Here is a 24,358-nt window from a genome sequence, read left to right on the forward strand (position 1 = left end):
ATCGGCCGTCGTAGGGGCAGTTGCCTGAGCGGTCACATCAGTCGTCACACGGGTGAAAGCGTTTGGGCGGGGTGTTTCGTCACCCGGATCGGGGGGTCTCGGCGGGACCGGTGCAGGACCGACGCACCTTCGCCGTATCCCTCCCGGGACGGTCACAGGACCCTCTCGGCAGCGAGGTTGACGCCGGTGTGACGATTCGCTCCTCCCCTGCGCTCCTCTCTCTGATGAGCGACTACTTCCATCTCCGCGCGGTGCCGCCCTCGGCCCTGCGCAACAGCGCGAACTGGATGCAACGGCTGTTCGAGGACGACTGGGACGCCGTACGCGAACGCATCGGACGACACCGGGAGGAGGTGCTGGACAAGTCCTACCTGGACCACGAACTGCTGTACGCCGGCGCCGAGGTGGTCCTCGGCGGCCTGCCCGTCTACCCGGGCGACCACGACAGACAGCCGTTCCTGCTCCTGACCGCGGCCCGGGCGAACCGCGTCTCGACGTACCTGAGTTCGGCCGACTTCGAGGCCCTGTGGCGGGTCGCCCGCGAGGAACTGCTGCCGAGACACGGCGGGGCGGCCGCGGAACGGGAGGCACGGGGGGTGTTCGCGGCGGCGCACCGGGATCTGACGGCGTTCTACGGGCAGACGGCGCAGTACGGGGACGCGGTGGTCAAGTGGCTCATCCAGTGAGCCACTGCTCCATCGAGCCACTCCTCCACTGAGCCGCCGCTCCTCACCCCCGGCGGCGGCTCCTGCGGGACACCACCGCGCGCAGCACCCGGCGGCCCTCCGTCGAGACCTCCAGGGCCGGACGCAGGCCCGCCGGGCCGTGTCCCGCGAGGAGTTCCAGGACGGTGATCTGGCGGCGCAGCTCGGCGGCGACGAGCGGGGACATGCCCTCGGTACGGCCCTCGCGGCGGGCGTCGACCGAGTCGCCGGCGTCCTTCAGGGGGTCGAGCAGCCGGTGGATCCGCAGCGCGGCGACCGAGCACGCGTCGGCCCACGCCCGCACCCCGGCGGCGGACCGGTCGACCGGCGCGGCGGCGAGCATCCGGCGGGCCAGCAGCACGGCCTCGTCCTCACCGGAGGCGGAGCCCTGGCCCGGCTCCCCGTCGGCCGCCTCGAACTCCCCGTCCCCGCCCAGCTTTCCCCGCACCTGCTCCAGCCGTTCGCCCCACTCCGCGACCCCGGCGTCCTCCGCGAGCCCCGCCCACAGGGGCCGAAGGATCTCGTCGTCGCCGCCGAGCAGCGGTATGCAGCGATCCAAACAAGCCAACCCGCTGGCGGCCAGTCCGCGTTCGTCGGCCTGGCCGATCAGCTCCACCAGACTCATGCACGCCTCCCTCGCCGAGCGGTGTCCCCTAACGGAACCCGCACTTCCCCTTACTGCGCGCGATGGCCCGGGAGTGTCACAGGGGCACCACACCGAGCCGGTCGAGCATACGGAAGAAGAGGTTTTCGGCCAACGGGTCGGGCTCGGCGCTCAGTACGTCGAGCAGCGGCTCCTCCGCCACCTCGTGCCCCGCCTCCGCGGCCCAGGCGACGGCCCGCGCCGCCGCGTCCCGGGGTTCGAGGAAGTAGTCCTCCAGAGTCAGCCCCTCCTCGCCGCCCCCGAGGTACCCGGCCATGGCGGCCCGGGCCAGACAGGTCGTCCAGGCCCCGCTCTCCGGCCCCGCCGCCTCCAGGACCACCGAGGCGCTGTCCATGACGTATCCGAAGAGCGCGGGCGAACCGGTCTCCAGGGCCAGGGCGTTCATGTTCCCGACATCGCCCTCGCCGTTCGCGTACTCCCAGACCTGCCATCCGCCGGGCGCCGACTCCCGCAGGACCATGCCCTCGGCACCGGCCAGCGCGTCCAGCGCGGCGAGCGGCCGCTCCCCGCGGCCCACGACGAAGTAACCCCAGTAGCCCATCCGGTTCCCCCCGGCTGCTCGGTACGGTTCGGGCCCGAATACACCACATTCGTACGGCAGTTCGCAGCAGGTCGGACCAAATCCGTCACACGGCGACGGGCACCGCGGGCCCCCGGCGAGCCTTCTCGTCCTGCATCCGGGTCAGCCGCAGCACGACGGCGGCGGCGCACAGGGCGGCGACGAGGTCGACGCCGTCCGCGAACATCATCTGGCCCATCGTCTCGTGGATCTCCTGGGAGGTGTCGGCCTCCCCGGCCATGTTGGCCAGGAACCGCCCTGCGACGTTCGTCAGGAGCCAGAGCGTCCACCAGACGTTGACCAGCGCATGCCCCTTGGGCTGTCCCTCCGGGCTGCTCGCGTCCCAGACGTCGAGCACGACCCGGCGCGGGTACCAGAGGCTCACGAACGGCACGACCCAGCCGGCGATCACCCAGCCGCGCGCCTTGCTGTGCCCGCCCGGGGCGAACACCTCGGCGTTGACCCGCACCCGCCAGAGCCAGATCACGAAGACCACGGCACAGGCCAGCAGCACGGCGGCCTGCGCGGAGGCGGCCACGGCGGTGAGCGTGTCCGCCAGGTCGGCCCGGTCCAGTACGGAGTCCCGGAAGGTGCCCCCGGCGAGGTCGCCCGTGACGTCGTACAGGTAGAGGTCCGCCCCGAGGGCGAACAGGTCGACGGCCGCGGCCACCGCGAGCAGTATCGCGGTGGCCCGTCCGAGCCCGACCGGCGAACGCAGCCAGACCTTCGGAGTGCCGGCCGGCGGGGCCTGGAACCCGGACGGGGAACCGCACTGGGTGCACAGCACGCCGTCCGGTGCGGCTTCGAAGTGGTGGCAGCGCGTGCAGAGCATGGTGAGGTCCCCCCGAGGTGCGGATGATCAGCAGACCGCGCCGGTTCTCCCCAGAGCCTCACGCGCGGCATGCGGAACATACGGTTCGGCGACCCCGCGCGTCCACAGGGAATCCCCGGTCCCTCAGCCGAGCCGGTCGGCCAGCGCCTTGAACCGCGTCCAGGTCAGGGCGGGCTTCCCCGGGTCCCACAGCTTCTGCACGGTCGCCCGCAGCGGCATCCGGATGCCCGCGGCGACCTGGTCCTGCGTCTGCGCGTTCGAGAAGTCGCACCACACCGCGAAGTACCCGCCGAGGATCTGGCCGTCGTACTTCGAGGGGACGGCTGTCGTGTCGCGGACGACTCTCGGGGTCCACTGCTCGTAGATCCGCTGTCCGGTCGGGTAGTAGAACTGGTTGGGCTGCCCGAGGACGTAGTAGAGGAACTCGTCGTTGTAGTTGATCAGCTTGCGCCCCGTGCTCAGGTACGCCACCGGCTGCCGGGCGCCGATCTCCTTCCCGGTCCAGTACCCGACCTGGATGTCCTTGGCGGGCTGGACGGACGTACCCCGGAAGAAGCCGTCGTTCCACGCGCGCGGGGACTTGCCGTGGGCGCGGACGGTGGCGGCGCGGTCGTTGAGCCAGCCGGTGGTCAGGTCCTCGACGGTGGCGCCGGCGCCGTAGGCCTTCCTGGCGGCAGCGGCGAGCTGCGGGTAGGTCCCCGCCGGGTCGGAGACCATCAGCGCGCGGTACTCGTCGCCGCCGAGGTGCCAGGGGGCTCCGGGGAAGAGGCCGGCGTACTCGTTCAGCAGATCGTCGACGATCTTGGCGGAGGCGGGATTGGAGATGTCGACGGTCCCCTGCGGGGTGCTCCCCGCCGCGCTGCGCAACTGCAGCTCGGGGTGCGCGGCGATGACCGCGCCCAGATGCCCGGGCGAGTCGATCTCCGGTACGACGGTGATGTGCCGCTGGGCCGCGAGCGCGACGATCCGCTTGACCTGCGCCTTGGTCAGGTGCTGCGCGGACACGATCTCAGGGTGCGAGGAGGACTCGATCCGGAACGCCTGGTCGTCGGAGAAGTGGAGCTGGAGTTCGTTGAACTTCAGGTCGCCCAGCTCCCGGACCCGGTCCTCGATCCAGCGGGCCGTGAAGCTCTTGCGCGCGATGTCCAGCGAGAACCCGCGCACCGGCTTGGCGGGCTCGTCGCGCACGACGCCCTCCGCCGCCGTACCGCCGCCGTGCACCTCCTGCTTGAGCGTGCGGGTGCCGTAGAACACGCCCCGGTCGTCCGACCCGCTGATGGCGACCCGCCCACCGCGCACGGTCATGCGGTACGACTCCGGGTCCGCGCCTTCGTCGTCGTTGAGCGTGAGGCGCACGTCCCCGGCGCGTACGTCGTCCTTCTGCCCGGCGTACGTCAGCCCCAGCTCACCGGCGAGAAGGCGCCCCTCGTCGGCGAGGTCGGCGTCGTTCACGACCACGCGCCGGCCGGAGGCGGGACGCCAGCCGGGGCCGCGCGCCGGGGTGTGGGCGCGGACGGCGGGGATGGTGCGGGGGGTGGTGGACAGGGGGTAGGACCGGGTGGGGCTGGGGGCCGCGCTCGGGGCTTTCGACGGGGCCGGGGAGCCTTCCGCTCTGCCGCCCGCGGGTGACTGGGCCTGGGACTGGGCCGATCCGGCCGGGCCGCTGTCGCCGCCCGCCCACAGCCCGAGGCCCACCCCGGCCGCGACGGTGACGGCCACCGCCCCGGCGATCAGCCCCCGTGTCTGCTTCTCCGGTCGCTTCCTGTGCTGGCTCACATCGTCAACCTAGGGCCTGGAGAGCGGGAGCCGTGTCCACCACACGTTCCGAAACTCTCCCGTGCGGGTGAAATTCGGGCATCCGTCGGACAGGTCATGTCCACTCTCGATACCGTGATGTCACACCGCTCACACATTCCTCTGCCGAAACACACGTGACGCCCACACATTCTCCCGGCCGACTGGCCATACCGTCCCTGCCCACCGTTCTGGACGCCTTCAACAGCGCTCCCGCCGACGAGGCACGGCCCCTGCTCCTGGAGTGTCTGCGCAGCCTGCGCTGGGCGGAGCGGGTCGTTGCCCACCGCCCCTACCCGACCGTGGACGCGCTCCTCGCGGCCGCGGACGAGGCGGCGTACGACCTGACCGTGTCGGATCTCTCCGAGGCCCTGGCCGCCGAGACCCTGCCGACGCTGCCGGACGGGGTCTACTCGGCAGCCCACATGGCCATGGACGCGGCCCACGCGGCCTACGAGTCCCGCTTCGGGCACGCCTTCGTCATCTGCCTGGACGGGTTGCCCCCGAACGAGGCCCTGAACCACGTTCTGGCGGGCATCCGGTCACGATTGGCAAACGATCCGGAGGAGGAGCGGGTGGTGGCGGCCGAGGAACTCCGCCGCACGGCCAGGGGGCGTCTGGTCGATCTGCTCAGGGGCGCGGGGCTGTAGTCGATCTGCGGCTACCGCCGCGTGGGCTCGACAGGCCATCGCGAGCCCGTACCCGGGACATAACCGCACACTCTCCCGCATTAGCCGCCCGGTTCCCCCATCCGCGTGCCACTTTGATCACACCGGTAGGCCCGGCGTAAGCCGAGCGGCGGCGCATCGCTACGATGCTGGGGGCCGGTGGACCGTACCCGGCCGGGCCCGACCGACAGCACAAGCCGGCTGGCCCCGATACCCCGCTCCCGGAGGGACTTCCGTGCCGGCTGGAACGCTGTACCGCGGCCGGGAAGGAATGTGGTCCTGGGTGGCTCATCGAGTCACCGGCGTCCTCATCTTCTTCTTCCTGTTCGTTCACGTGCTGGACACCGCTCTCGTCCGTGTCTCACCCGAGGACTACGACAAGGTCGTAGCCACGTACAAGACCCCGCTCGTCGCGTGTCTGGAGTACGGCCTCGTGGCCGCCATCCTCTTCCACGCGCTCAACGGCCTGCGCGTCATCGCCGTCGACTTCTGGTCGAAGGGCCCGCGCTACCAGAAGCAGATGCTCTGGTCCGTGGTCGGCCTGTGGGTCGTGCTCATGATCGGGGCGATCTACCCCGTCCTCGGCCACGCCGCTCGTGAACTGTTCGGGAGCTGATACCGATGGCGACCACTGAAACCACCGCTTCCGGCATCGGCCCCGTGGAGGGCGCCTCCGGCTACGGCGTCGACAACCCGGCGCCCCTGATCGAGGCCCCGCGCAAGCGCACCAAGAAGACCCCCCGCTCGACCCGCGGCAACTTCGAGATGGCCGCGTGGCTCTTCATGCGCCTGTCGGGTGTCGTGCTGGTCGTCCTGGTCATCGGGCACCTGCTGATCCAGCTGGTGCTGGACGGCGGCGTCTCCAAGGTCGGCTTCGCCTTCGTGGCCGGCCGCTGGGCGTCCCCGTTCTGGCAGGTCTGGGACCTGATGATGCTGTGGCTCGCGATGCTGCACGGCGCCAACGGCCTGCGCACGATCATCAACGACTACGCGGAGCGCCCGAACACCCGGCTGTGGCTCAAGGGCCTGCTCTACACCGCCACGGTGTTCACCATCCTGCTGGGCACGCTGGTGATCTTCACCTTCGACCCGAACATCCGCTAGGCACGGGGCTGCGAGAATCATGAAGATCCACAAGTACGACACCGTCATCGTCGGCGCCGGTGGCGCGGGCATGCGCGCGGCCATCGAGTCGACGAAGCGCAGCCGCACCGCCGTGCTGACCAAGCTCTACCCCACCCGCTCCCACACGGGCGCCGCGCAGGGCGGCATGGCCGCCGCGCTCGCCAACGTGGAGGAGGACAACTGGGAGTGGCACACCTTCGACACGGTCAAGGGCGGTGACTACCTGGTCGACCAGGACGCCGCCGAGATCCTGGCGAAGGAGGCCATCGACTCGGTCCTCGACCTGGAGAAGATGGGCCTGCCGTTCAACCGCACCCCGAACGGCACGATCGACCAGCGCCGCTTCGGCGGTCACTCCCGCAACCACGGCGAGGCCCCGGTCCGCCGGTCCTGCTACGCGGCCGACCGCACCGGCCACATGATCCTCCAGACGCTGTACCAGAACTGCGTGAAGGAGGGCGTGGAGTTCTTCAACGAGTTCTACGTCCTGGACCAGCTGATCGTCGAGGTCGACGGCGTGAAGCGGTCGGCGGGCGTGGTCGCGTACGAACTGGCGACCGGCGAGATCCACGTCTTCCAGGCGAAGGCCGTGATCTACGCGTCCGGCGGCTGCGGCAAGTTCTTCAAGGTGACGTCGAACGCGCACACGCTGACGGGCGACGGCCAGGCGGCCGTGTACCGCCGGGGTCTGCCGCTGGAGGACATGGAGTTCTTCCAGTTCCACCCGACCGGCATCTGGCGCATGGGCATCCTGCTGACGGAGGGCGCCCGTGGTGAGGGCGGCATCCTCCGCAACAAGGACGGCGAGCGCTTCATGGAGAAGTACGCGCCGGTCATGAAGGACCTCGCGTCCCGTGACGTCGTGTCTCGGTCGATCTACACCGAGATCCGCGAGGGCCGGGGCTGCGGTCCCGAGGGCGACCACGTCTACCTGGACCTGACGCACCTTCCCCCGGAGCAGCTGGACGCCAAGCTGCCCGACATCACCGAGTTCGCGCGGACGTACCTCGGTATCGAGCCGTACACGGACCCGATCCCGATCCAGCCCACCGCGCACTACGCGATGGGCGGCATCCCGACGAACGTCGAGGGTGAGGTCCTGGCGGACAACACGACGGTCGTCCCGGGCCTGTACGCGGCCGGCGAGGTCGCCTGCGTGTCCGTCCACGGCGCCAACCGTCTGGGCACGAACTCGCTGCTGGACATCAACGTGTTCGGCAAGCGGGCGGGCATCGCCGCCGCCGAGTACTCCCAGAAGGCCGACTACGTCGAGCTGCCGGAGAACCCGGCGGAACTCGTCGTGGCGCAGGTCGAGCGCCTGCGGGACGCGACCGGCACCGAGCGCGTGTCGGTGCTGCGGCGCGAGCTGCAGGAGACCATGGACGCGAACGTCATGGTGTTCCGCACCGAGCAGACCATCAAGACGGCGGTCGAGAAGATCGCGGAACTGCGCGAGCGTTACCTCAACGTCTCGATCCAGGACAAGGGCAAGCGGTTCAACACCGACCTCCTGGAGGCCATCGAGCTCGGCAACCTCCTCGACCTCGCCGAGGTCATGGCGGTGTCGGCCCTGGCCCGCAAGGAGTCCCGCGGCGGTCACTACCGCGAGGACTACCCGAACCGCGACGACGTCAACTTCATGCGCCACACCATGGCGTACCGCGAGGTGGGCGACGACGGCACCGAGTCCATCCGTCTCGACTACAAGCCGGTCGTCCAGACCCGCTACCAGCCGATGGAGCGTAAGTACTGATGGCAACCCCGACCCTGGACAAGGCGGACGCGGCCGGCACGCCCGAGCCCGGCTTCGCCGACTCCCCGTACATCACGGCCACGTTCCGGATCCGCCGCTTCAACTCCGAAGTCTCGGCGGAGGCGACCTGGGAAGACTTCCAGCTGGAGATCGACCCGAAGGAACGTGTCCTCGACGCCCTGCACAAGATCAAGTGGGAGCAGGACGGCACGCTGACCTTCCGCCGTTCCTGCGCGCACGGCATCTGCGGCTCGGACGCGATGCGGATCAACGGCAAGAACCGTCTGGCGTGCAAGACGCTGATCAAGGACCTCAACCCGTCGAAGCCGATCACGGTCGAGCCCATCAAGGGCCTGACGGTCCTGAAGGACCTCGTGGTCGACATGGAGCCGTTCTTCCAGGCGTACCGCGACGTGATGCCCTTCCTGATCACGAAGGACACGAACGAGCCGACGCGTGAGCGTCTCCAGACGGCCGAGGACCGCGAGCGCTTCGACGACACCACGAAGTGCATCCTCTGCGCCGCCTGCACCTCCTCGTGCCCGGTCTTCTGGAACGACGGCCAGTACTTCGGCCCGGCGGCCATCGTCAACGCCCACCGCTTCATCTTCGACTCGCGTGACGAGGCGGGCGAGCAGCGCCTGGAGATCCTCAACGACCGCGACGGCGTGTGGCGCTGCCGCACGACCTTCAACTGCACGGACGCGTGCCCGCGCGGTATCGAGGTCACGAAGGCGATCCAGGAAGTGAAGAGGGCGCTGATCACTCGGCGCTTCTGAGCTCCGTTCACCTACGGTGAGTTGGGCCCCGTTCCCCGGTTCGCGCCGGGGCGGGGCCCTCCCTCATTTCCTCTTGAGCGCACTGTGAGTTGTGGGGCTCAAGTTGCAGACTGACCCCATGGCACTCCTGAGGAAATCCGCCGCCGCGCTCTGCGCCGCCGCGGCGTTACTGCTCGCGATACCCCCCACTGCCTCCGCGACCCCCGCTCCCACCGGACCGCTCGCCCGGGAGAACTTCGACCGCCTGCCCCTCGGGCCGGTCAGCAAGGGCCGCGACTGGGTCGCCGACACGGCCGACGGGGCGCTGACCGTCGCCCCCAGCGCCTCGGGACACGGGCGTGAGCTTCGGATCCGCACCCAGGGCAACGGGCGGGCCTTCCTCGTGTTCGACGAGCTCGCTCCGCCCGGCAACAGCTTCTGGGGGCGGGTGCGGCTGCGGGTCGCCGGGTTCCCCACCGCGCCCGACTGGGCCCACTGGACCATCGCCGAGGCGTCCGGGGCGGACGCGCCGACGCTGGTGCGGCCGCTCGGGGGGCAGTACGCGCCGACCGACCACGGCAACTTCTGGGGCGTCGGGTCCGATCTGGGGCCCACCGGGGACTGGACCGCCTGGAAGACCTCCTCGCCGGCCGTCGCCGGGGCGTGGCAGTGCGTCGAGTTCCATCTCGACGCCCGCGACAACCGTGTCAGCGTGTATCTCGACGGCGTCGAGCGCAGCGACCTGACGGTGTCCACCAAGGGGCACGGGGGCACCGCGGACGACTTCGTCTTCCCGTCCTTCGACAAGCTGAAGCTGGGCTGGCAGCTCTACCAGGCCGACCCGACGCCGCCGTCGTACGACATCCGCATGGACGACATCGCGCTCGGCACCCGGCGAGTGGGCGGCTGCGCCGACTGACTCTGACGGGGTAGGCCGCAATCGGGCTACCAGAGCCATCTCGTCACCGTCATGCCCAGCACGCGTCTCATCGTGAACATGCTGTGCGCGCAAGAGAGTTGACTGCATACTCAGTGCACCGGGTGAAGACGGGGGGCGGACGGCGATGCGCTTCGGCAGAGCGAATCTCAAGCTTCGGCTGCTGGTGTTGGGGTGGGTGCTCGCAGGCAAACCTTCCAACCCCCTGGGCTCATACGGCGGTTCGAGCAGTGGGGGTCCCGGGGTCAAGAAGTACGTCTACGTATGCTCGCGACCGGACTGTGACAAGGACACGCGACATGTAACCTCTCAAATCCCCTCGAACCTCGAGTGCCCGTGCGGTTTCGAGATGCTGGTGAACGAGTTGGTGTCCGACGACTTCGCGGAGCTGAGGGGAGAGGGGCAAACCATCTGGGTGTGCGTCAAGCACGAGGAACCACCCGTGCGGGCTGCGACGGGACCACGAGGTGCCACCCGGCAAGGCCATATTTTCAAGCTCTACGCCGGAGACTGAGGAATGCTCAAAGGACTTGCCGAAGCAGGCGGAAAGGCAATCGGGGGCGCTCGCTTCAGCTTGGTCAGCGTTCTGCCCGGGGCGCTGATGGTGACGGTCATTGCCGCCGTCGCCCGAGCGGGGCTGTACAACCTCGACACCCGACCGGACTTCTCGGCTATATCTCCGGGCCGCGACGACACGGCAGCCGTAATCCTCTTGATCTTCTTCGCCTTCGTAGCCGGCGTGTTGTTGCGCCCTTTCGAAGCCGCGATCGTGCAACTGCTTGAGGGGTACTGGGAGCGTCCCTCTCCGTTGGCGCCGCTACGCGGCGCTGCAGTTGAACGACACCGCCGTCGCAGGGACCGGGCGCTGATCGTTCTCCGGCATACCGAGGTCGGGGAACCCGTACCCGATCCTGCGCGGAACCGGCCCCCCGGCGGGTCTTTCACCTTGCGCGAACTCGCGGAACGCGACCGGCTCAGGGCTCGTCGGCGCCGCGATGCCGAGCGAGCTCGGCGCATACGCGGCGGCTATGCCACCGAGATGCGCATGGATGCCGAGGAGAAGGGCCGGGACGGTGAAGGGGAGCTGATGCCGACCGCTCTGGGGAACATGCTGCTGCGCGCCGAGCGTCTCTCGGGTGACCGCTACGGCCTCGACATGATGCGGGTCTATCCACGCATCTACCCGTTCATCGCCCCACGACTGGAGAGCTCAGTCACCGCGCAGCTCAGCCTCATCGCAGCGACTGCGTCGCTCACCGTCTCACTCGCGATCACCACTCTGGCGCTACTCCCCCTGACCCTCCGCTGGGACGCCTGGTCACTGCTCCCACTGGCTCCCGGGACTCTCGCCCTATTGGCCTACCGCGGAGCGATCAGGGCCGCAGCCTTCCACAGCACGCTGTTGTCCGCAGTCTTCGACCTACATCGGTTCGATCTCGTCAAGGCCTTCCACTATCCCGTGCCGACGCAACCCGACAAGCTGGCCATTCTGAACAAGAGCATCTCGGACTTCCTCGCCGTGGACACAGCCCGGCATGACCAGGTACTGAGGCGCAAGATGTCACACGAGTCCGAGAGCGAGGACGTACTACAGCGAGCGAACGGCAACGGTTCCACCCAGTCCTAGGACGTTCAGCACCACCCTGTGGGGACGGCGCAACCCACCGTGGTCCATCTGTAAGTAGTCCTCCACACTGGCGTACACGGCAACCTGCTCCGCGAAGCGGACCGCTCGCGTGCCATCCACATTCCCCTTCACCACCGCACAATATGGACCGACGACCAGCTCCACCCGGCCGAAGAGCACTGTGACATCGACCTGCACCACCCGCAGTCGGGCGTCGGCCGTCGTGGTGTCCCCCGTGAACTGCGCGCCCGACAGGTCGATCACCGCGTTCCCGAAAAACGAACCCACTGTGAGGTTCTGCAGGGGTACGGACGACGTGACCACCCGCCGGTCCACCGGTACAAGCACACTGCGGTACTGCCGTAGCGGCAGCTCATCCTCGTGGCCACCGGAATCCGTTCGCACCCCCAGGGACAGCGCCACCCCTACGGCGATCACGACGGAGGGCCATATCCGGTCAGCTGTTTGCCCCTCGAAGGCACCGGCGTCGTAGGCTGCCCACAGAGAGCCACCCGCGACAAGCACAATGGGACCGGCCAGCAGGCCCTTCGGTACCGCTGCACGCAGGATCAGCAGCACGCCCATGGCGGCCAACACGTACGGCAGTGCTGAGAGCGCCCATCGTCCACTCGATTGCACAGCCGACGCTCCGCCCAGCAACCACACCGTGCCGCCTATCACCACCAGCAGCCCGAAGGCTATGCGCAACCGGCCCACCGGCTTCCCTCCCACCCGTCAGCAGAAGACTACTGAAGCCAGTGGGCCGAAGCCTCAGGCCGAGGAGTCACAGCCGGCTCAGGATCGTCGGGTCCGTGATCCGCGTGTCGTCCGGCAGCATCATCGCCTTGCTGAGGGCGACCGCCAGCATGCGGTCGCCCTCGTAGAGGGGTAACTGGCCTGCGGGGCGGACGCGTTGGGCTTCGGGACGATGCAGAGCTACTGGTCGTTCGGGGTGCGGAGGATGTTGCCCGAGCCGAGGTGGATCTTGTACGTGTGGCGGTCGCCCTTGACGTGGAGGAAGCGGCCTCCAGGGTGCACCGGTCGGCTATCGCGAGTCTCGGGATCAGGCGGTCCAGGAGGAGACGGCGGGTCTCGGCGCTCTGGTTGAGCTCTCCGAAGCCGTACGAGGTCCAGTACTCCTGGAAGCGGCCGCCGGGGCCGCCGTCCTGCCAGGTGGGGTCGTTGCCGATGCCGGCAAGGCCGACGAACAGGTCTACGTCGCGCAGGACTTCGGAGAGGACCAGGGGCGGGATCCGCGTCAGCGGCAGGGGGTCCACCGGGACCGCTCCGTCGCGCAGCCACATGCGGTACTCGGCGCGCAGGCCCCAGCGCGGGAGGTCGCGGACGGCCGGCGGGGCCTCGTCGTCGACGGCCAGACGAAGTTTGTTGCGCCAGCCTCGCGCCGCCGCCAGGGCGTGGAACTGGTGCTGGCGCGGGACGTGGGCCGCGAAGCGGTTGGAGTAGGTGCCGGTGGTGCACTCGGCGTCCGTCAGCAGGTAAACCTCTCGGTGGGCCTGCTTGAAGGGTTGCGTCACTCCGTGGCGTTCCAACCAGTCGCGCCAGCACGCGTTCGCTGTCGTCGGGCTGGACCAGGCCCTGGAAGACGGAGGCGTGCGCGCGTAGTACTCGGCGACCTCCTGGAAGACCCGGCGGCGGAGCAACTCGCGCACGGCGACCCGCTCCTCGGCGATCTCCAGCCCCCAGCCGTCGCTACGGCTCCCGCTTGTCGTCTCGTCGACGAACATCACGATTCCCGTGCCGAAGACAGTGCGAGCCGGCACTGGCAACGGGCCTCGGACGGAAAGGGGCTAGACGATGTTGCGGGCCACCGTCCAGGCCAGGGCCACCGCGAGGACGGCCACCTGCGCCCGGGGACTCAGCGTGGGCCTCCAGCGGCGGCCGTGCAGGCCCGCCCACGCCCAGCGGCCCAGCAGGACCAGGGCGTACGGCGAGGCGAGCAGCAGGGCCCGGTTGTCCAGCCAGGCCTCGGTGAAGTGGCCGTGCATCAGGTCGTACACCATGCGGGTGCCGCCGCAGGCCGGGCACAGCAGGCCGGTGAGCATGCGGAACGGGCACTGCGGCAGGACGTGGCCGGGCTCGTGCGGGTCGGTGCGGTAGAGATACGCGGCACCGACGGCTCCCGCGACGAGCACCGCCGAGGGTGCCGTCGCGGGGTGGCGGAGCAGGGAGCGCCGCGGGGGCACCGAGGTCTCGGTCACCTGCGCCCTAGCTCCGGAGGATCCGGCCGTGCTCATCGGTGTGGTCGTTCCCGGTGAGCAGGAGGATCCCGTCGATCAGCGACCAGACGCCGAGCCCGCCGCAGGTGAAGAGCTGGGCGAGGCCCATCCCGACGTTGCCCAGGTAGAAGCGTCCGACGCCGAAGCCGCCGAGGGTGAGCTGGAGGATTCCGGCGATCACCTTCGACTTGTCGGAGTACGGCCGCCCGTACGGGTCGTAGCCGTAGGGGGCGTTGGGGTCTCCGGTGTACGTCCCCGGGGGCGGGTAGTAGCCCGGCGGCGGGAATCCGGGAGGCGGGTAACCCGGCTGCTGGTACCCCGACTCGGATCCCGGCGGCGGGAATCCGGGCTGGGGGCCCGGCTGCTGGTACCCGGGCTGGGGACCCGGCTGCTGGTGTCCCGGCTGGGGACCCGGCTGCTGGTGTCCCGGCTGGGGGCCCTGCTCGGGGTCCTGCTGTTCGTGACCCTGCTGTTCGCTCAAGGGGGACTGCTCCTGGGGACCGAAGCGGGAGGACCCGCAAAAAAAGACGACAATCAGCCGGGTCATCATGCCCGACGGACACCGCGTCGCAGAAGCCCGTTCCGTCACCTCCGACTTAATCTGACGACATGTCAGATGATGAGTCGTACGAACTGCTCGGTTTCGACAACGTGCTGCTGCCCGTCGGGAACGTCGGCGAGGCCGTCTCCTTCTACGAGCGTGCGGGCTTCACGGTGGGCTTCCGGCTCGACGAGGCGGGGATCGCACTGCTGAAGGTCGGCGGCGAGACGCCGGGGATCCTGCTCCGGCAGGAGGAGGGACTGGGCCACCGGCCGCCCCCGTGGCCCGCCACACGCGTGTGGCTGGAGGTACCGGACGCCAGGACCGCCGCCCGGGAGCTGCGCGCGGCCGGCGTCGAGCCGCTCGACGAGCCCTTCTCCGTGGTCACCGGCTGGACCGTCGAGATCGCCGACCCCTGGGGCAACGTCCTCGGGTTCACCGACTACACCAAGCGCCCGGAGCTCGGCCGGCGCGCCTGAGGTGCGGCACGCGCGCACGTGACGCAGACCTCTTCGCCAGCGAGTTGAACACGTTCAAAAGGAGGTCTACTGTCTCCCCTGTCAGCGTTTTGAACGCGTTCAGAAGGGGGCAGGCGCATGGACCTCACGGTCGTCGCCTACGTCATCTACCTCGTCGTCAGCATCGCCCTGACCGTCTGGGTGGCCCGCACGCTCAGCAGGAACGGACGGATCTTCCTCGCCGACGTGCTGCGCGGCAACGAGAAGCTCGCCGAGGCCGTCAACCACCTCCTGGTGGTCGGCTTCTACCTCGTGAACCTCGGGTTCGTCGCGCTGTACCTCAGCGGCGACGGCACGATCGAGGACACGCGCGGTGTCTTCGAGGCCCTGTCCACCAAGCTGGGCGTGGTGCTGCTGGTGCTCGGCGTGATGCACCTGGCCAACGTGTACGTCCTCAACCGGATCCGCAGGCGGGGTGCCATGGAGCGGGAGCAGGTGCCGCCGGTCGCGCCGCAGGACTGGGTCCGGGCGTGACGGGCCCGACCGCCCCGGGCAGCACGGCGGACCGCACCCCGGTCCGCCGGCTCACCGTCCTGTACGACGCCGACTGCTCGCTGTGCGCCTTCCTGCGCGACTGGCTCGTACGGCAGCCGCAGCTGGTGCCGCTGGAGATGGTGCCGGCCGGGTCCGAGGAGGCCCGGCGGAGGTATCCCGGGCTCGATCACCGCGCCACCCTGGAGGAGATCACCGTCGTCGGCGACGCCGGGCAGGTCTACCGCGACACCGCCGCCTGGATCGTGACCCTGTGGGCGCTGCGCGAGCACCGGCCGCTCTCGCACCGGCTCAGCACCCCCTCAGGTGCGCGGCTCGCGAGGGGCGCGGTGCTCGCCGCCGCCAAGTGGCGGGGCGCGCAGCGGCAGGAGGGCCGGTGGGACGGCAAGGTGTACCGCCGGGCGGACGGCTGGACGTACGTCCCCGGCCGGGGCTGGGTCCCCGCCGCACCGGGGTGCGACGGCGGCGGTTGCACCACTGGTTAGGCTCTCGTTCCGTGCCTGCGAACAACGACGGCCCCGACGAGGGCGGTACCCCCAGCAAGTCCGAGCAGACGAGCAAGTCCGAACAGACGCGCGCGCTGATCCTGGAGACCGCCATGCGGCTGTTCCAGGAGCGGGGGTACGACAAGACCACCATGCGGGCCATCGCCCAGGAGGCCGGCGTCTCCGTCGGCAACGCGTACTACTACTTCGCCGGCAAGGAACACCTGATCCAGGGCTTCTACGACCGGATCGCCGCCGAGCACCAGGTGGCGGTCCGGGAGGTCCTGGCCCGGGAGAGCGACCTGGAGGCCCGTCTCGCGGGGGTTCTGAAGGTCTGGCTGGACATCGCGCAGCCGTATCACGAGTTCGCGGTGCAGTTCTTCAAGAACGCCGCCGATCCCGACAGCCCGCTCAGCCCCTTCTCGCCCGAGTCGGAGCACGCGCGCGTGGAGGCGATCGCCGTGCACCGCGAGGTGCTGCGGGGCGCGACGAGGACCAAGGTGCCCGAGGAACTGCGGGACATCCTCCCCGAGTTGATGTGGCTGTCCCAGATGGGGCTCGTCCTGTACTGGATCTTCGACCGCACGGCGGGACGTGAGCGCAGTTACCGGCTCGCCGAGCGCGGTGCCCGGCTCACCGCGAGGGGCGTGTCGCTGGCCCGGTTCCGGGTGCTGCGGCCGCTCGTACGGGAGGTGCACGAGCTGTTCACGGACTTCCTGCCGGGGATGACGAAGGTGATGCCGGACCCCGGCAGGAAGGCGTAGTCACGTCAGTTGACGGCGTCGACCTCTCCCTCGACCAGCTCGACGTCGTACACCAGCGGTCCCTCCCCCACCTCGACGTGCCGCGCGCGTGAGCCGTACGTCGGGGCCGTGGCCGCCAGCAGATACGTCCCCGGCGCCGGGACCGAGACGATGTACGAGCCGTCGGCCAGTGACTCCACCCGGTCCAGCTGACGGCCCCCGCCCGACAGCAGGGTGACGGCCGCGCCTTCCACGGGCTCCCCGTCCGCCGTACGGACGAAGCCGTGGACGGCCGATGCCGGACCGCCGGCCGCGCGGGCCCCGGGCGAGGGCGCCGCCTCCTCCTTCGGCTCCACCGCCAGGTGCGGCAGCCTCTTCTCCAGCCCCTTGGGCAGCCACCAGTTGGAGTCGCCGAGCAGATGCATCGCGGCCGGCACCAACGCCGTGCGCAGGATGAAGGCGTCCAGGGCGACGGCGGCGGCGAGGCCCACGCCCGCCATGGCCGCGCCCGAGTCACCGCTGAGGACGAACGCCATGAACACGCAGACCATGATCAGGGCGGCGGAGTTGATGACCCGGCTGGTCTCCGCGAGGCCGACGCGTACCGCGCGCGCGTTGTCGCGCGTGTGCACCCACTCCTCGTGCATACGGCTCACCAGGAAGACCTGGTAGTCCATCGAGAGTCCGAACAGCAGGGACAGCATGATGACCGGCAGGAAGGCGTTGATCGGGCCCTCCTTGCCGAGACCGAGCAGTTCCAGGCCCCAGCCCCACTGGAAGACCGCGACCAGGACGCCGAAGGAGGCCGCAGCGGCGATCAGGTTCATCAGGGCGGCCGTCAGGGGCACCACCAGCGAGCGGAAGGCGACCAGCAGGAGCAGGAAGCCGAGTCCGATGATCGTCGCGATGAACAGCGGCAGACGGTCGCCCGTGACGGTCGAGAAGTCCTTCGAGACGGCCGTCACTCCGCCGACGTGCGCCTCCACCCCGGCCTTGGGAATGACGTCGTCCCGCAGCCGGTCGATGAGCCGGTCCGTCTCCACGGACTGCGGTGAGGTCGTCGGCACGACCTGGATCACGGTGACGCCCTGTGCGGGCGGCAGCGCGGCCACCCGCGCGACCCCGGGCGCGTCCTGGAGGCCCTTGACCAGGGCGCTCGTCTCGCGGCCCTCGGTGACCACCTGGAGCGGTCCGTTGAAGCCCGGCCCGAAGCCCTCGGCGAGCAGGTCGTACGCCTTCCTGGTGGTCGTCGAGGCGTCGTCGTTGCCCTGGTCGGTGGCGCCGAGGCGGAGCGACAGCACGGGAACGGCCAGCACGGCCATGAAGACCAGGGCGAGCGCGGCGGTCCTGCGGGGGCGCTTCTGGACGGCCGTCGACCAGCGGGCGGCGAGACCCGAGGCGCCCTCGGGCTCCGGCCCCTGGGCGGCCAGCCTGCGCCGCTGGCGGCGGCTGAGCACCCGCGGGCCGAGGAAGCCGAGCAGAGCCGGCAGGAGGGTCGTGGCGGCCAGGACGCTCAGCACCACGGTCAGCGAGGTGCCGATCACCACGCCGTCCAGGAAGCGCAGTCGCGTCACCAGCATGCCGGCCAGCGCGATGCAGACCGTGCCGCCCGCGAACAGCACCGCCCGGCCCGAGGTGTTGAGGGCGGTGGCCGCCGCCTCCTCGGGGTCCAGGCCGCGCTGGATGCCCTTGCGGTGCCGGGTGACGATGAACAGGGCGTAGTCGATGCCGACGCCGAGGCCGATCAGGGAGGCCAGCAGCGGGGCGATGTCGGGAACGTCGGTGGTGTGGCTGAGCAGCTGGGTGGCGAACAGGCCCGTGCCCACACCGAAGACGGCGATCGCGATCGGCAGCGTCATGGCGAAGAACGAGCCGAACGCCAGGAACAGCACGACGGCGGCCGCGACGATGCCGACCCCCTCCGACAGCCCCTGCGGCGGCTCCTGCACACGCTGGATCGCCTGGCCGCCCAGTTCCACCTGGAGACCGGACCGCTCGGCCCCCTGCGCGGTGTCGAGGACGTCCTGGACGAGTTCCTTGGGCACCTCGTTGGCGCGCTTGACGAAGGTCACCTGGGCGTACGCGATGGTGCCGTCCTGGCTGACCTGCGCGGCCCCCTGGGCGCCGTAGGGACTGGTCACCGCCCCGACGCCCGGCATCTTCGCGATCTCGTCCAGGACGGGCCGGATCCGGTCCCGCACCGCCTGGTCCCGCACCGATCCCTCGTCGACCTTCCAGACCACCGTGTCGGTGTCGCCGGAGGTGTTCGGGAAGGCCTTCTCCATCAGGTCGTACGCGCTCTTGGAGTCCGTGTCGGGGAGGGAGAACACGTTCGCGTAGTTCGTGCCCGCCGTCGAGGCCGAGAAGCCCAGCCCGAACAACGCCCCCACCCACAGCAACAGGACCACCAGCCGGTGCTGATAGCACCAGCGTGCCAATGCCGCCACGCTCAACTCTCCTCAGTAGTCGGTCGGTCCCCCAGGTCCTGCGGAACAGGATCGGCAGCGGCACACACGCGTGGACACGAGATGCCCATGACTCTCAAGGAACTCCAAAGGGCGAACCGGCCCGACTGTCAGTGGCCCGGCCGATACTGGGGGCATGACTGGGGGAGAGACGAAGAGTCCGGGCACCGTGCTGGTGGTGGAGGACGAGGAGAGCATCGCCGACGTCCTCGCCATCGCCCTGCGCTACCACCGGTTCGAGGTGATGGTCGCGGGCTCCGTCCGCGAGGCGCTCGCGCTCACCGACCGCACCCGCCCGGACGCGGCCCTGCTGGACGTCATGCTGCCCGACGGCGACGGCCGCGCCCTCGGCCGTGAACTGCGCGAGCGGCGGCCCGACCTGGCCCTGGTCTTCCTCACCGCGCGGGACTCCCCCGCCGAGATCGTCGGCGCCCTCGGCTTCGGCGACGACTACATCACCAAGCCGTTCAACATCGACGAGGTCGTCGCCAGGATCACCGCCGTCCTGCGCCGCACCCGCCCCGCCGACGTCCTGCCGCAGCGGCCGCCACTGCGCTACGGCGACCTGGAACTGGACGAGACGACGTACTCGGTGCACCGCGACGGCCGCACGGTCCAGCTCACCCCCACCGAGTACGCGCTGCTGCGCTTCCTGGTGCGCAACGGCGGCCGGATCGTCCCCAAGGAGCAACTCCTGCGCCACGTCTGGCAGTACGAGCACACCCCGCCCGAGTCGACCGTCGTCGAGACCTACATCAGCTATCTGCGGCGCAAGCTGGACGCCCTGGGCCCGCCGGTGATCACCACCCGGCGCGGTGTCGGATACGGGCTCGCATGACGTTCCGCCTGTCTCGTCGCCGACACGGCATCCACTCCCTGCGCGGCAAGCTGACGCTGGCCAATGTGGCGCTGCTCGCGATCGGCATCGTCGCGGCGACCGCCGTGAGCGTGATGGGCATGCGGTACTACCTGCTCGACCAGATCGACAGCCAGCTCATCAAGACCCGGGACTCCCTGGGCGGTTCGGAGCTCACGCTGCGGGAGATCGACTCGCTGAGCATGCTGAGCTTCGTCCGCGACCGGCTCATCCCCGCGCACGAGGACAAGGAGCGCTCGGCGGGGACCGTCTTCGCGGCCGTCGACAGCCGGGGCGAGCCGATCGGGATCCTCGGCTTCGATCCGAGCGAGTCCCAGCGGGACCTTGCGAAGGCGGTCGGCGACCCGCACGCGCTCGCCGCCGACTCCGGACCCCACGACGTCACCCTGGACGGCTCCACCTACCGCGCGACGGCGGCCCGACTCGGCGACGGCACGTACGCGCTGCTCGCCGCGCCCACCGATGTCCTGCACCAGGGCGTCGCCAAGGCCGTCCGGCTCGACCTCGCGATCGGCAGCCTGCTGCTCGCGCTGCTGGCCTGTCTGACGATGTTCAGCGTCCGGCGCCGGATGCGGCCGCTGGAGGACATGGTGGAGACCTCGTCGGCGATCGCCGAGGGCGATCTGACCCGGCGTATCCCCTCAAGCTGCGAGACCACCCTGGAGGTCGAGCAGCTGCGGGTCGCCCTCAACTCCATGCTCCACCAGGTCGAGTCGGCGTACCGCACGCGCGAGCGCAGCGCGGCCCAGCTGCGCAGCTTCGTCGCCGATGCCTCGCACGAGCTGCGCACCCCGCTGTCCGCGATACGCGGCTACCTCCAGCTGTACGACAAGGGCATGCTCTCCGACCCGGACGAGCGAAAGCGGGCCTGGACCCGGGTCCTCGCGGAGACGGACCGGATGGGGCGGCTGGTGGACGAGCTGCTCACCCTCGCCCGTCTCGACCAGCAGCCCGAACTGCGCTTCAGGAACGTCGACCTGAGCCGGCTGGTGCGGGAGGCGGCCGACGACCTGCGGGTGCAGCAGCCCGACCGGCCCGTCGAGGTCGCCGCCGAGGGCTCCCTGCTGGTGCGGGCCGACGAGTCGGGGCTCAGACAGGTGCTGGGCAACCTGGTGGGCAACGTCCGCACGCACACACCCGCCGATGTGCCGGTGCGGCTGAGGGTGGAGCGGGAGGACGGGGTCGTACGGCTGTGTGTCGCGGACGAGGGTCCGGGGCTGGCCGCGGACGACGCGGCCCGCGTCTTCGACCGGTTCTTCCGGGTGGGCGGCGGTGCGGGCAGCGGCCTCGGCCTGGCGATCGTGCAGGGCGTGGTCCGGGCCCACGGCGGCGAGGTGGAGGTGGCCACTGCCCCGGGCAAGGGGCTCGCGGTGACCGTCACCCTGCCGGTACGCGCGTGCGCGGGGCAGTGACGCCAGGCGTACGGCCCCCGGCCGGGCCTGCGCTCCGCTCAGTCGGCCGAGGTCAGATCCAGTTGAGGCGCCAGAGCCGGAAGACGCCGGTGCCGTCCGAGAGGTACTGGCCGCCGCCGACGTCCTCGCTGGTCACGACGTAGTCCTTGGCCTGCCACAGGGGAATGACCGGAACATCGTGGGCGACCGACGCCTGGACGTCACGGAAGTCCTGCTCGGCCTCGCCGCGGTCGGCGAAGCGCTGGCTGTCCTGAATCAGATGGTCGACCTGGTTGCTGCTGTAGCCGGTGTTCATGGTGCCGTCGGTGCCGACCAGCGGGGAGCCGTAGGTGTCCGGGTCGGGGTAGTCGGCCACCCAGCCGACCGCGTAGGCGTCCAGCTTCCCGGTGGCCCAGCGCTTTTGGAAGTCGGTCCACTCGTAGCCCTTGAGCGTCACCTTGAACAGGCCGCTCGCCTCCAGCTGCTTCTTGAGCTCCTTGGCCTCCGCGGCCGCGGAACCGCTGGTCAGGCCGTAGCCGTAGGTGAAGCTGACCGGAGTGGTCACACCGGCCTCGGTGAGCAGGGCGCGCGCCTTCTTGACGCTCGGCTCCGGGTAGGTGTCGAAGAAGGACGTGGTGTGGCCGGTGATACCGGTCGGGATCAGCGAGTAGAGCGGGTCGACGGTCCCCTCGTACACCGAGGCGGCCAGCTGCTCGCGGTTGATCAGCCAGGCGAGGGCCTGACGCACCTTGACCTCGTGCAGCGGCTTGCCCTTGCGGGTGTTGAGGTAGAGGTTGCGGACCTCGGAGCTGTCGGCCTCCGAGACACGCTGGCCGGGGTCGCTCGGGTTGAGTCCGGCAAGGACATTGGGTGGCAGCTGGCGGTAGGCGACGTCGATCCGCTTGGCCTTCCAGGCGGCGCTCAGCTTGTTCGAGTCGCCGTAGTAGTCGAGTTCGACCGAGCGGCCGGTGCTCTTGATCTCGCCCTGGTAACTGCCGTTGGGCGTGAGGACCGCCTTCTTCCCCTTCGTGTACGACGTCAGCTCGTACGGCCCGGTGCCGTCCACGCCGCTGTCGGTGCGCAGGGAGCCCGCGGGGTACTTGGTGCTGTCGACGATGGCGCCCGCTCCGGTGGCCACCTTGAACGGGAAGGTGGCGTCGGGCGAGGACAGCCGGAAGGTGACCGTACGGCCGCTGGCGCCTACCGACTCCAGGGTGTCCAGCAGGGTGGCCGGACCGACATCGGAGTTGATCTTCTTGACCCGGTCGAAGGAGTACTTGACGTCCTTCGCGGTCATCTCACGGCCGCTCGGGAACTTCAGGCCCTCGCGCAGCACACAGCGGTACGTGCGCAGGTCGCTGCCCTCGAAGTCACAGCTCTCGGCCGCGTCGGGGACGGGTGTGGCACTGCCCGGCTCGAAGGCCAGCAGCGACTGGAAGACGTTGTTGAACAGCGCCCACGAACCTGCGTCATAGGCGCCGGCCGGGTCGAGTGAGGTGACCTCGTCGGTCGTCCCCACCTTGATCGTCCTGCCCCCGCTCCCCCCGGACGGGAGCAACTGCCAGCCACCTACTCCCACGACCCCCAGAACGAGCAGCGTCGCGAGAACCCGCGTGCGAACCGACCGCATCGGTTTGCCCTCCCCGGACCCCTGTGGGCCCCATGCACGTGCCACGCGCCACCCCCTAGTGGCGCGAATCACCTAAGCACAGGTGTTTCACCTGGGGGAAGAGGGATTTGTCGAGTTGGGCAAGACGTTACCGCAAGCGGTTTCGGCCATGTTTCACAGCGCTCCCACAGCCTCTTTCCGCGAAGATCATCCCGGCCGCCGTTCAGGCCTGCTTCGACGCCAGTTCGATCACCGTGATGTCCGAGGGGGCGCCCACGCGCGTGGGCGGGCCCCAGGCGCCGGCGCCTCGGCTGACGTAGAGCTGTGTGTCGCCGTAGCGCTCCAGGCCGGCGACCGTGGGGTTCGCCGCCTTCGCGAGGAGGTTGCCGGGCCAGAGCTGGCCGCCGTGGGTGTGGCCGGAGAGCTGGAGGTCGACACCGTGGTCGACCGCGTCATGGATCTGGACCGGCTGGTGGGCGAGGAGCACGCACGCGCGTGCCGTGTCCCGGTCGCCGAGGGCCTTGGCGAAGTCGGGGCCCTGGCCCTCGCTCTCGCCGGCGATGTCGTTGACACCGGCGAGGTCGAACCAGGCCAGTTCCGTGCGGTCGTTCTCCAGCGGGCGCAGGCCGAGCCGTCGTACCTCCTCGACCCACTGCGCGGCGCCGGAGAAGTACTCGTGGTTGCCGGTGACGAAGAACGAGCCGTGCCGTGCGTCGAGCCGGGCGAGCGGGGCGGCCGCCGGGCCGAGGTCCTTCACGCTGCCGTCGACGAGGTCGCCGACGACGGCGATCAGGTCGGGCCGGGTGGAGTTGATGGTGTCGACGACCTTCTGGGCGAAACCGCGGCCCAGCACCGGGCTCAGGTGGATGTCGCTGACCACCGCGATCCGGTAGCCGTGCGCCGCGCGCGGGAGCTTCGCCAGCGGCACGGTGACCCGCTTGACTCCGGGACCGCGCAGGACGCCGTAGGTGCCGTGGCCGACGGTGCCCACGGCGGCCGCGGCGGCGGCTCCGGCGACTACCCGGGAGACGAAGAGACGGCGGGAGGGGGCGGTGACGGGGGCGGGCGGGCCGGGCTCCTGCGGCTCTTCGGCTCCTGGCTCCTGGGTTCTTGGCTCCTGGGTTCTTGGCTCCCGGGTTCTTGGCTCCCGGGTTCTTGGCTCCTCGGGCGGACTCACGTCCCCCCGCGGGTTCTCGGCCGGCGCACCCGCAGGCACCCGCTCCGGACGCGGTACGGCGGCCGGGGCCGGTTCCCCGCGCCGGTCCCGGTGTTCGAGGAACCGGCGCAGCAGAGGCCGTACGACCTCTCCCGCCACGACCGCGAGCAGCAGGTAGATCGACAGCGCAAGCCACAGGAAGCCGGGCCACGCGAGCACGCGCTGGAGCCAGAAGGGGGCGCCGGTGCGCTCCGCGACCAGGGCGGCGATCGCCAGTGCCCAGCCGCCCCCGATGAGCACCGCGCCGGCGCGGCGGACCCGTCCGGGGCCGCTCGTGGTGTCCCGGAACAGGCGGCGCCACAGGTACCAGTTCGCCGTCACCAGGACGGCCAGGGCGAGCAGTGCGAAGACGATGACCACGCT

24 protein-coding genes and 1 pseudogene are annotated in these 24,358 nt (G+C 70.1%); 14 read left to right on the top strand and 11 right to left on the bottom strand.

The genetic code is table 11. From position 1 onward, the window contains the following. The first annotated feature begins 224 nt into the window (after positions 1 to 224). Positions 225 to 686 (top strand): DUF1877 family protein, encoded by a 462-nt coding sequence (locus tag RKD20_RS17005; RefSeq protein WP_424878472.1) that lies wholly within the window; start codon positions 225 to 227, stop codon positions 684 to 686. Positions 687 to 729: 43 nt separating this feature from the next. On the opposite strand, the gene RKD20_RS17010 is transcribed toward RKD20_RS17005, so the two are convergent. The 4 genes from RKD20_RS17010 to RKD20_RS17025 form a co-directional block, all read right to left on the bottom strand. Next, on the bottom strand, positions 730 to 1,329 hold the full coding sequence (locus RKD20_RS17010) for a hypothetical protein (RefSeq protein WP_424878473.1): 600 nt from the start codon (positions 1,327 to 1,329) through the stop codon (positions 730 to 732). A gap of 76 nt (positions 1,330 to 1,405) precedes the next feature. Then, a complete protein-coding gene (locus tag RKD20_RS17015; RefSeq protein WP_424878474.1) occupies positions 1,406 to 1,909 on the bottom strand; it encodes a hypothetical protein in 504 nt (167 codons plus the stop codon). An 85-nt stretch (positions 1,910 to 1,994) separates the two neighbouring features. Further along, positions 1,995 to 2,759, bottom strand: a complete 765-nt coding sequence (locus RKD20_RS17020) for a DUF4328 domain-containing protein (RefSeq protein ID WP_424878475.1) — start codon at positions 2,757 to 2,759, stop codon at positions 1,995 to 1,997. A gap of 123 nt (positions 2,760 to 2,882) precedes the next feature. Beyond that, positions 2,883 to 4,535, bottom strand: a complete 1,653-nt coding sequence (locus RKD20_RS17025; protein WP_424878476.1) for a family 20 glycosylhydrolase — start codon at positions 4,533 to 4,535, stop codon at positions 2,883 to 2,885. Positions 4,536 to 4,690: 155 nt separating this feature from the next. On the opposite strand from RKD20_RS17025, the gene RKD20_RS17030 reads away from it, so the two are divergent. The 7 genes from RKD20_RS17030 (at position 4,691) to RKD20_RS17060 (ending at position 11,421) form a co-directional block, all read left to right on the top strand. Further along, a complete protein-coding gene (locus RKD20_RS17030; RefSeq protein WP_424878477.1) occupies positions 4,691 to 5,203 on the top strand; it encodes a 2-oxo-4-hydroxy-4-carboxy-5-ureidoimidazoline decarboxylase in 513 nt (170 codons plus the stop codon). 253 nt (positions 5,204 to 5,456) lie between these two features. Next, the gene (gene sdhC / locus RKD20_RS17035; RefSeq protein WP_007384241.1) at positions 5,457 to 5,837 is read left to right on the top strand and encodes a succinate dehydrogenase, cytochrome b556 subunit; all 381 of its coding nucleotides are present in this window, start codon (positions 5,457 to 5,459) and stop codon (positions 5,835 to 5,837) included. A gap of 5 nt (positions 5,838 to 5,842) precedes the next feature. After that, the gene (locus RKD20_RS17040; protein WP_424878478.1) at positions 5,843 to 6,325 is read left to right on the top strand and encodes a succinate dehydrogenase hydrophobic membrane anchor subunit; all 483 of its coding nucleotides are present in this window, start codon (positions 5,843 to 5,845) and stop codon (positions 6,323 to 6,325) included. Between the two features lie 19 nt (positions 6,326 to 6,344). Then, positions 6,345 to 8,099 (top strand): succinate dehydrogenase flavoprotein subunit, encoded by a 1,755-nt coding sequence (gene sdhA, locus RKD20_RS17045; RefSeq protein ID WP_020118693.1) that lies wholly within the window; start codon positions 6,345 to 6,347, stop codon positions 8,097 to 8,099. After that, complete coding sequence (locus RKD20_RS17050) at positions 8,099 to 8,878, top strand: succinate dehydrogenase iron-sulfur subunit (protein ID WP_329266536.1); 780 nt, start codon at positions 8,099 to 8,101, stop codon at positions 8,876 to 8,878. Before sdhA ends, RKD20_RS17050 begins: the two co-directional genes overlap by 1 nt. 118 nt (positions 8,879 to 8,996) lie before the next feature. Beyond that, a complete protein-coding gene (locus tag RKD20_RS17055; RefSeq protein WP_424878479.1) occupies positions 8,997 to 9,776 on the top strand; it encodes a hypothetical protein in 780 nt (259 codons plus the stop codon). A gap of 535 nt (positions 9,777 to 10,311) precedes the next feature. Further along, positions 10,312 to 11,421 (top strand): hypothetical protein, encoded by a 1,110-nt coding sequence (locus RKD20_RS17060; protein ID WP_424878480.1) that lies wholly within the window; start codon positions 10,312 to 10,314, stop codon positions 11,419 to 11,421. Here RKD20_RS17060 and RKD20_RS17065 read toward each other — a convergent pair. The 4 genes and pseudogenes from RKD20_RS17065 to RKD20_RS17080 all read right to left on the bottom strand — a co-directional run bounded on the left by RKD20_RS17065 (position 11,383) and on the right by RKD20_RS17080 (position 14,139). Further along, a complete protein-coding gene (locus tag RKD20_RS17065) occupies positions 11,383 to 12,138 on the bottom strand; it encodes a hypothetical protein (RefSeq protein WP_424878481.1) in 756 nt (251 codons plus the stop codon). The genes RKD20_RS17060 and RKD20_RS17065 overlap by 39 nt on opposite strands. 67 nt (positions 12,139 to 12,205) lie before the next feature. Next, a pseudogene (locus RKD20_RS17070) lies at positions 12,206 to 12,983 on the bottom strand (DUF4132 domain-containing protein); the annotation flags it as partial. A 246-nt stretch (positions 12,984 to 13,229) separates the two neighbouring features. After that, positions 13,230 to 13,640 carry a DUF2752 domain-containing protein gene (locus RKD20_RS17075; protein WP_424878482.1) on the bottom strand — a complete coding sequence of 137 codons (411 nt, stop codon included), beginning with the start codon at positions 13,638 to 13,640 and terminating at the stop codon, positions 13,230 to 13,232. Positions 13,641 to 13,647: 7 nt separating this feature from the next. Continuing rightward, positions 13,648 to 14,139, bottom strand: a complete 492-nt coding sequence (locus tag RKD20_RS17080) for a TM2 domain-containing protein (RefSeq protein ID WP_424878483.1) — start codon at positions 14,137 to 14,139, stop codon at positions 13,648 to 13,650. Positions 14,140 to 14,267: 128 nt separating this feature from the next. Here RKD20_RS17080 and RKD20_RS17085 point away from each other — a divergent pair, with 128 nt between their 5' ends. From RKD20_RS17085 to RKD20_RS17100, 4 genes are all read left to right on the top strand, one after another. Then, on the top strand, positions 14,268 to 14,678 hold the full coding sequence (locus tag RKD20_RS17085; RefSeq protein ID WP_351990133.1) for a VOC family protein: 411 nt from the start codon (positions 14,268 to 14,270) through the stop codon (positions 14,676 to 14,678). A 117-nt stretch (positions 14,679 to 14,795) separates the two neighbouring features. Further along, positions 14,796 to 15,191 carry a hypothetical protein gene (locus RKD20_RS17090; RefSeq protein WP_424878484.1) on the top strand — a complete coding sequence of 132 codons (396 nt, stop codon included), beginning with the start codon at positions 14,796 to 14,798 and terminating at the stop codon, positions 15,189 to 15,191. Beyond that, on the top strand, positions 15,188 to 15,694 hold the full coding sequence (locus tag RKD20_RS17095; RefSeq protein WP_424878485.1) for a thiol-disulfide oxidoreductase DCC family protein: 507 nt from the start codon (positions 15,188 to 15,190) through the stop codon (positions 15,692 to 15,694). Before RKD20_RS17090 ends, RKD20_RS17095 begins: the two co-directional genes overlap by 4 nt. A gap of 11 nt (positions 15,695 to 15,705) precedes the next feature. After that, complete coding sequence (locus RKD20_RS17100; protein ID WP_020118683.1) at positions 15,706 to 16,458, top strand: TetR family transcriptional regulator; 753 nt, start codon at positions 15,706 to 15,708, stop codon at positions 16,456 to 16,458. A 5-nt stretch (positions 16,459 to 16,463) separates the two neighbouring features. Here the strand turns inward: RKD20_RS17100 and RKD20_RS17105 are convergent, their stop codons facing one another. After that, a complete protein-coding gene (locus RKD20_RS17105; RefSeq protein WP_424883241.1) occupies positions 16,464 to 18,875 on the bottom strand; it encodes an MMPL family transporter in 2,412 nt (803 codons plus the stop codon). Between the two features lie 163 nt (positions 18,876 to 19,038). On the opposite strand from RKD20_RS17105, the gene RKD20_RS17110 reads away from it, so the two are divergent. Both RKD20_RS17110 and RKD20_RS17115 read left to right on the top strand, forming a co-directional pair. After that, positions 19,039 to 19,740: a response regulator transcription factor gene (locus tag RKD20_RS17110; protein WP_007384225.1), complete on the top strand. Its 702-nt coding sequence runs from the start codon at positions 19,039 to 19,041 to the stop codon at positions 19,738 to 19,740. After that, positions 19,737 to 21,191, top strand: coding sequence for an ATP-binding protein (locus RKD20_RS17115; RefSeq protein ID WP_424878486.1), 1,455 nt, complete (start codon positions 19,737 to 19,739; stop codon positions 21,189 to 21,191). Before RKD20_RS17110 ends, RKD20_RS17115 begins: the two co-directional genes overlap by 4 nt. A gap of 52 nt (positions 21,192 to 21,243) precedes the next feature. On the opposite strand, the gene RKD20_RS17120 is transcribed toward RKD20_RS17115, so the two are convergent. Together RKD20_RS17120 and RKD20_RS17125 are read right to left on the bottom strand one after the other, a co-directional pair. After that, a complete protein-coding gene (locus tag RKD20_RS17120; RefSeq protein WP_424878487.1) occupies positions 21,244 to 22,800 on the bottom strand; it encodes an ABC transporter substrate-binding protein in 1,557 nt (518 codons plus the stop codon). Positions 22,801 to 23,002: 202 nt separating this feature from the next. Then, entirely contained in the window at positions 23,003 to 24,355 is a 1,353-nt protein-coding gene (locus tag RKD20_RS17125; protein WP_424878488.1) for a metallophosphoesterase, read from the bottom strand. Positions 24,356 to 24,358: the final 3 nt, after the last annotated feature.

Source organism: Streptomyces sp. SLBN-8D4, assembly GCF_049739545.1.
GTDB classification, from domain to species: Bacteria; Actinomycetota; Actinomycetes; order Streptomycetales; family Streptomycetaceae; genus Streptomyces; species Streptomyces canus_C.

Bases quoted from the DNA above. Each gene is read 5' to 3' on its own strand.
- RKD20_RS17005 (WP_424878472.1), top strand. From the start codon at position 225: ATGAGCGACTACTTCCATCTCCGCGCGGTGCCGCCCTCGGCCCTGCGC.
- RKD20_RS17010 (WP_424878473.1), bottom strand. From the start codon at position 1,329: ATGAGTCTGGTGGAGCTGATCGGCCAGGCCGACGAACGCGGACTGGCC.
- RKD20_RS17015 (WP_424878474.1), bottom strand. From the start codon at position 1,909: ATGGGCTACTGGGGTTACTTCGTCGTGGGCCGCGGGGAGCGGCCGCTC.
- RKD20_RS17020 (WP_424878475.1), bottom strand. From the start codon at position 2,759: ATGCTCTGCACGCGCTGCCACCACTTCGAAGCCGCACCGGACGGCGTG.
- RKD20_RS17040 (WP_424878478.1), top strand. From the start codon at position 5,843: ATGGCGACCACTGAAACCACCGCTTCCGGCATCGGCCCCGTGGAGGGC.
- sdhA (WP_020118693.1), top strand. From the start codon at position 6,345: ATGAAGATCCACAAGTACGACACCGTCATCGTCGGCGCCGGTGGCGCG.
- RKD20_RS17050 (WP_329266536.1), top strand. From the start codon at position 8,099: ATGGCAACCCCGACCCTGGACAAGGCGGACGCGGCCGGCACGCCCGAG.
- RKD20_RS17055 (WP_424878479.1), top strand. From the start codon at position 8,997: ATGGCACTCCTGAGGAAATCCGCCGCCGCGCTCTGCGCCGCCGCGGCG.
- RKD20_RS17060 (WP_424878480.1), top strand. From the start codon at position 10,312: ATGCTCAAAGGACTTGCCGAAGCAGGCGGAAAGGCAATCGGGGGCGCT.
- RKD20_RS17085 (WP_351990133.1), top strand. From the start codon at position 14,268: ATGTCAGATGATGAGTCGTACGAACTGCTCGGTTTCGACAACGTGCTG.
- RKD20_RS17090 (WP_424878484.1), top strand. From the start codon at position 14,796: ATGGACCTCACGGTCGTCGCCTACGTCATCTACCTCGTCGTCAGCATC.
- RKD20_RS17110 (WP_007384225.1), top strand. From the start codon at position 19,039: ATGACTGGGGGAGAGACGAAGAGTCCGGGCACCGTGCTGGTGGTGGAG.
- RKD20_RS17115 (WP_424878486.1), top strand. From the start codon at position 19,737: ATGACGTTCCGCCTGTCTCGTCGCCGACACGGCATCCACTCCCTGCGC.
- RKD20_RS17120 (WP_424878487.1), bottom strand. From the start codon at position 22,800: ATGCGGTCGGTTCGCACGCGGGTTCTCGCGACGCTGCTCGTTCTGGGG.